This window comes from Nostoc cf. edaphicum LEGE 07299 (assembly GCF_015207245.1).
GTDB lineage: Bacteria > Cyanobacteriota > Cyanobacteriia > Cyanobacteriales > Nostocaceae > Nostoc > Nostoc edaphicum_B.
This window is the reverse complement of the sequence record NZ_JADEXF010000359.1, coordinates 1-5,089: the sequence shown is the minus strand read 5'-3', so window position 1 is coordinate 5,089 and position 5,089 is coordinate 1. Positions and strand designations below refer to the sequence as shown.

The 5,089-nt window shown below is 42.6% G+C and carries 1 protein-coding gene; it reads left to right on the top strand.

Annotated features, from left to right (window positions below):
- Positions 1 to 5,084, top strand: a 5,084-nt coding sequence (locus tag IQ229_RS12505; RefSeq protein ID WP_194044120.1) for a trifunctional serine/threonine-protein kinase/ATP-binding protein/sensor histidine kinase, incomplete at its 5' end; no start/stop codon positions are given.
- Positions 5,085 to 5,089 lie beyond the last annotated feature (5 nt).

The following is a 5,089-nucleotide window of genomic DNA, read 5'->3' as shown; positions in this document are numbered from 1 at the left end:
ATATTAAGCCGCATAATATTTTAATTAATCCCGAATCAGGGGAAATCAAACTGATTGACTTCAGTATCTCCTCCCGCCTCGATCGAGAAAATCCTACTTTGAGCAATCCTAATTTGCTTGAAGGTACACTTGCCTATATGTCACCTGAGCAAACAGGCAGAATGAACCGGGTGTGCGACTATCGCACCGACTTTTATTCGTTGGGTGTCACCTTGTATGAAATGCTAACTGGTACGTTGCCGTTTTATGCTAGTGACCCGATGGAGTTGATCCACTGTCACATCGCCAAAATGCCAGTCGCACCCTGTAGCGAAACCGTGTGTCGTGTTCTGGAAGATGTGCCAGAGGCAATTAGTGCAATTATTTTGAAGCTGTTAGCGAAAACAGCAGAGGAGCGGTATCAAAGCGCTTGGGGACTGAAAGCGGATTTAGAGGAATGCTTGTTTCAACTTCAAGTGATTGGCAAGATTGAAAACTTTGTACCAGGAAGACGGGACAAATCTGGGCATTTTTTGATTGGGCAACAACTCTACGGACGCGAAGCAGAAGTAGCAACATTAATGACTGCATTTGAGCGTGTAGCAAATGGTAGCAGCGAACTTATGCTCGTCTCCGGTTATTCGGGCATTGGCAAGACGAGTGTCGTCAATGAAGTTCATAAACCGATTGTCGGGGCAAGGGGTTATTTCATTGCAGGCAAGTTCGATCAGTTCAAGCGCAATATTCCATACACATCGTTGATTCAGGCGTTCCAATCTTTGAGTCAGCAATTACTCACCGAAAGCGTTGCCCAAATCCAAGAGTGGAAAGAGAAACTGTTAACTGCGTTGGGAGAAAATGGGCAAGTCATTATTGATGTGATTCCCGAAGTCGAACTCATTATTGGAACTGTGCCACCTGTAACACAATTGGGAGCGACAGAATCTCAAAACCGTTTCAATCGCGTTTTTGGGCAATTCATTGGGGTATTTACGAACCAAGACCATCCCTTAGTTGTCTTTCTGGATGACTTGCAGTGGGCAGATTCGGCATCATTGAACTTAATTGAGTTATTGATGACGGATACTGAGCGCAAATATTTATTGCTAATCGGGGCATACCGTGATAACGAAGTGTCGCCCACCCATCCATTGATGATGAGTTTGTCCAAAATTCAATCTTCTGGTGCGGTGGTGAATAACATCGTTTTGTCACCATTGCAGTTAACGGATGTGGAAGCGTTAATTGGCGATACATTGAATCACGTAGAACACAGTCAGCCACTAGCAGAATTACTATTCCACAAAACTGGAGGAAACCCCTTCTTCTTAACACAACTGCTGAAAACGCTACACCAAGAAGACTTACTAACATACGACTTCCATTCAGGAGTATGGCAATGGAATATTCAACATATTCAAGCGATTGGTATTACCGATCTGAATGTGGTTGAACTGACAGCGAGAAATATTCGCAAACTCTCATTAGAAACGCAACAAGTTCTGAAACTGGCTGCTTGTATTGGTAATACTTTTAACTTAGATGTATTAGCGATCGTCAACGAAGTATCTTCTCTAACCACTGCGGCGCAATTGTGGTCAGCCCTGCAAGCTGGGTTAATTCTGCCGTTAAATCAGGATTACAAAATTCCCTTAGTCTTTAGTCAGGAAGAATCTGACGGAATTAATTTAACTGATGTCAAAGTTGATTACAAGTTTTTACATGACCGCGTACAGCAAGCGGCGTATTCTCTAATTCCCGACGATCGCAAGCAAGCAACGCATCTGAAAATTGGTCAATTATTGCTGCAAAATACGACACCAGAAGAACGCAAAGAAAATATATTTGCTTTAGTTAATCAACTCAATTACGGTACTGATTTACTGATATCTGAAGCAGAAAAATATCAACTTGCAGAACTAAACCTCATCGCCGGTCAGAGAGCAAAGGCAGCCACAGCCCACGATTCCGCCATAAAATATTTGCAAGTTGCTTTGGGATTGTTAGCAGAAGAAAGCTGGAAGTGTGAATATGAACTGACATTAGCACTGCACTCAGAAGCGGCAGAGGCAGCTTTTTTGAGCGGTGATTTTGAAGAAATGCAGAGATTGTTTGAGAGCGTACAAAACTGTGCTGTGACGCTACTGGACAAAATTAAAGTGTATGAAGTCCAGATGCAAGCTTATATGGCGCAGAACAGGCTGCTAGAAGCGGTTAACACAGCGCTACAAGTTTTAAAGCTGTTAGGGGTTGAGTTTCCTCAAGAACCGAACGCGTCAGATATTGGGCAAGGATTGGCGGACACTGCGGCAGTTTTGAGTGGAACGCAAATTGAGGATTTAATTGACCTACCTCAAATGAGCGATCGCTATAAATTAGCAGCTATTAGACTTTTGTCAAGTATCTTTGCTCCTGCATATATTGTTGCTCCTGCACTGTTGCCCTTGACGGTGTGCAAACAAGTACAATTATCCGTCAAATATGGTAATGCTACCGTTTCTCCCTTTGCTTATGCCAATTATGGTTTTCTTCTTTGTGCCATTGTGGGAGATATTGATTCAGGTTATAAATTTGGTCAGTTGGCTTTAAATTTAGTGTCAAAGTTAAATGCTCAAGAAATCAAAGCCAAGACAGTTTTCATCGTAAATCTATTTATCCGACATTGGAAAGAGCATCTGAGAGAAACCTTAGAGCCTTTGCTGTCAGGTCACTCTAGCGGAATGGAGACAGGAGATTTAGAATATGCAGGCTATAGTCTACTACAGTACTCCTGTTTAGCTTACTTTAGCGGTAAAGAACTAACTGTCCTTGAAAGAGAAATAGCAAGAAACAGAGATGCTATTCATAAAATTAAGCAAGAAACAGCGCTTTACTATATAGAAATCTATTGGCAGGCTACCTTAAATCTATTGGGAAAAAGTGAAAATCCCTGCCTTCTCAAGGGTGAAGCCTGCGATGAACAGATAAGGTTGCCACTGCACCAGCAAGCAAACGACAATGGGGGAGTTGGCTACATATATTTGAACAAATTTTTGCTTTGTTATTGGTTTGAAAATTACTCGGAAGCAATTGAGAATCTCACGATAGCAGAGAAGTATTTAGATGCAGTGGTAGGAATGCCCCTTGTTCCTATATTCAATTTTTACGATTCTTTAGTGCGGCTAGCGGTGTATGCCGATCGCTCAGAGTCAGAGCAAAAGACCATCCTCGATCGCGTCCAAGCTAATCAAGAAAAAATCCAAAAATGGGCGGATTATGCCCCAATGAATCATTTACACAAATTCTATTTGGTAGAGGCAGAACGGCATCGGGTTTTAGACGAAAAAATCGAAGCCATCGATATGTACGACAAGGCGATCGCACTTGCTAAAGAAAACGAGTATATCAACGAGGAAGCGATCGCCCACGAACTCGCTGCCAAATTCTATTTGTCATGGGGTAAAGAAGCGATCGCTCAAACCTACATGACCAATGCCTACTATGCCTATAGCCATTGGGGTGCTGTTGCTAAAGTCAAAGATTTAGAAGCACGCTATCCGCAATTAATTTTGCGGTCAAACACAGAAAAAATAGAAACGAATTACCTACACACTATTCAAACAAGCTCTACGACTACAGGAGGCGCTCACATTCTCGACTTTATGACAGTGATGAAAGCTGCACAAGTGCTGTCAGAAGAAATGGTGCTAACTCACCTGCTCGAAAAATTGATGAAGATTGTCATCGAAAATGCTGGCGCTCAACAAGGTTACTTTATTGCCAAGCACGAGAATCAATGGATATTAGAAGCGACGGGAATAGTTATAGGTAAGGAGGTTAGCGTTGTTGTTAACGCAGAGGAGAAAACCAACTCGCCTTTACTCCCAGTTGCCTTATTAAATTATGTCGAAAGAACTAGAAACAATCTGGTTTTAGACAATGCTGTTAAAGACTCTCGTTTTGGGGCTGATGATTATATCACCACTTACCAATCCAAATCGATTTTGTGTTTGCCGTTGATTCACTCTGGCAAGTTTACTGGTATTATTTACTTGGAAAATAATCTCATTTCTGGTGCTTTTACCCCAGAACGGGTAAATGTGCTGAGTCTGTTGATAGCACAAATTTCGATCGCGATCGACAACGCCCGTCTTTACACCAACCTGCAAGCTTACTCGGAACAACTGGAAGCTAAATCACAAGAACTCGAAACTAAAAATGCAGCTTTGCAAGCATCCGAAACGCGAGAGCGAGAAAAAGCCGAACAAATCGAAAAATCTCTGTATAAACTACAACAAACTCAAGCTCAACTTGTGCAGACCGAGAAAATGTCGAGCTTGGGGCAACTGGTAGCTGGGGTTGCTCACGAAATCAACAATCCAGTCAATTTTATCTTTGGCAATCTGACCCATGCCAACAGTTACACCCAAGAGGTGCTAAGACTGCTGGAACTTTATCAGAAACATTACCCATCTCCCCATCCAGAGATTCAGGAAGAAGCAGAGGCGATCGATCTAGAATTCGTGCTAGAAGACCTGCCGAAGCTACTCTCTTCTATGTGGGTTGGGGCAGACCGAATTCGGCAAATTGTCGCTTCTCTGCGAACTTTCTCACGCATGGACGAAGCCGAAATTAAAGCTGTTAATATTCATGAGGGCATCGACAGTACCATAATGATTCTCCAACATCGTCTCAAAGCCAAGTCAGATCGTCCCGCTATTGAGCTTATTAAACACTACGGTAATTTGCCCCAACTGGAATGCTATGCAGGGCAGCTAAATCAAGTATTTATGAATGTGTTGAGTAATGCGATCGATGCTTTGGAAGAGTCATTAACGGACAATCAAGGACAAATTACAACTCCAACTATTACTATTCACACTGAACAAGTTGACGCCCATCAAATTGAAATTCGGATTGCAGACAATGGGATGAGTATACCAGAGCCTGTTCGGCGTCGCCTGTTCGATCCTTTCTTCACCACAAAACCTGTGGGTAAAGGAACAGGTATGGGCTTGTCGATTAGCTACCAAATCGTTACCGAAAAACATGGTGGTTCACTCTCTTGCACTTCAGAACCCGGCGAGGGAGCAGAGTTTCAAATCCGTATTCCAGTTTGTCAGTAATATCA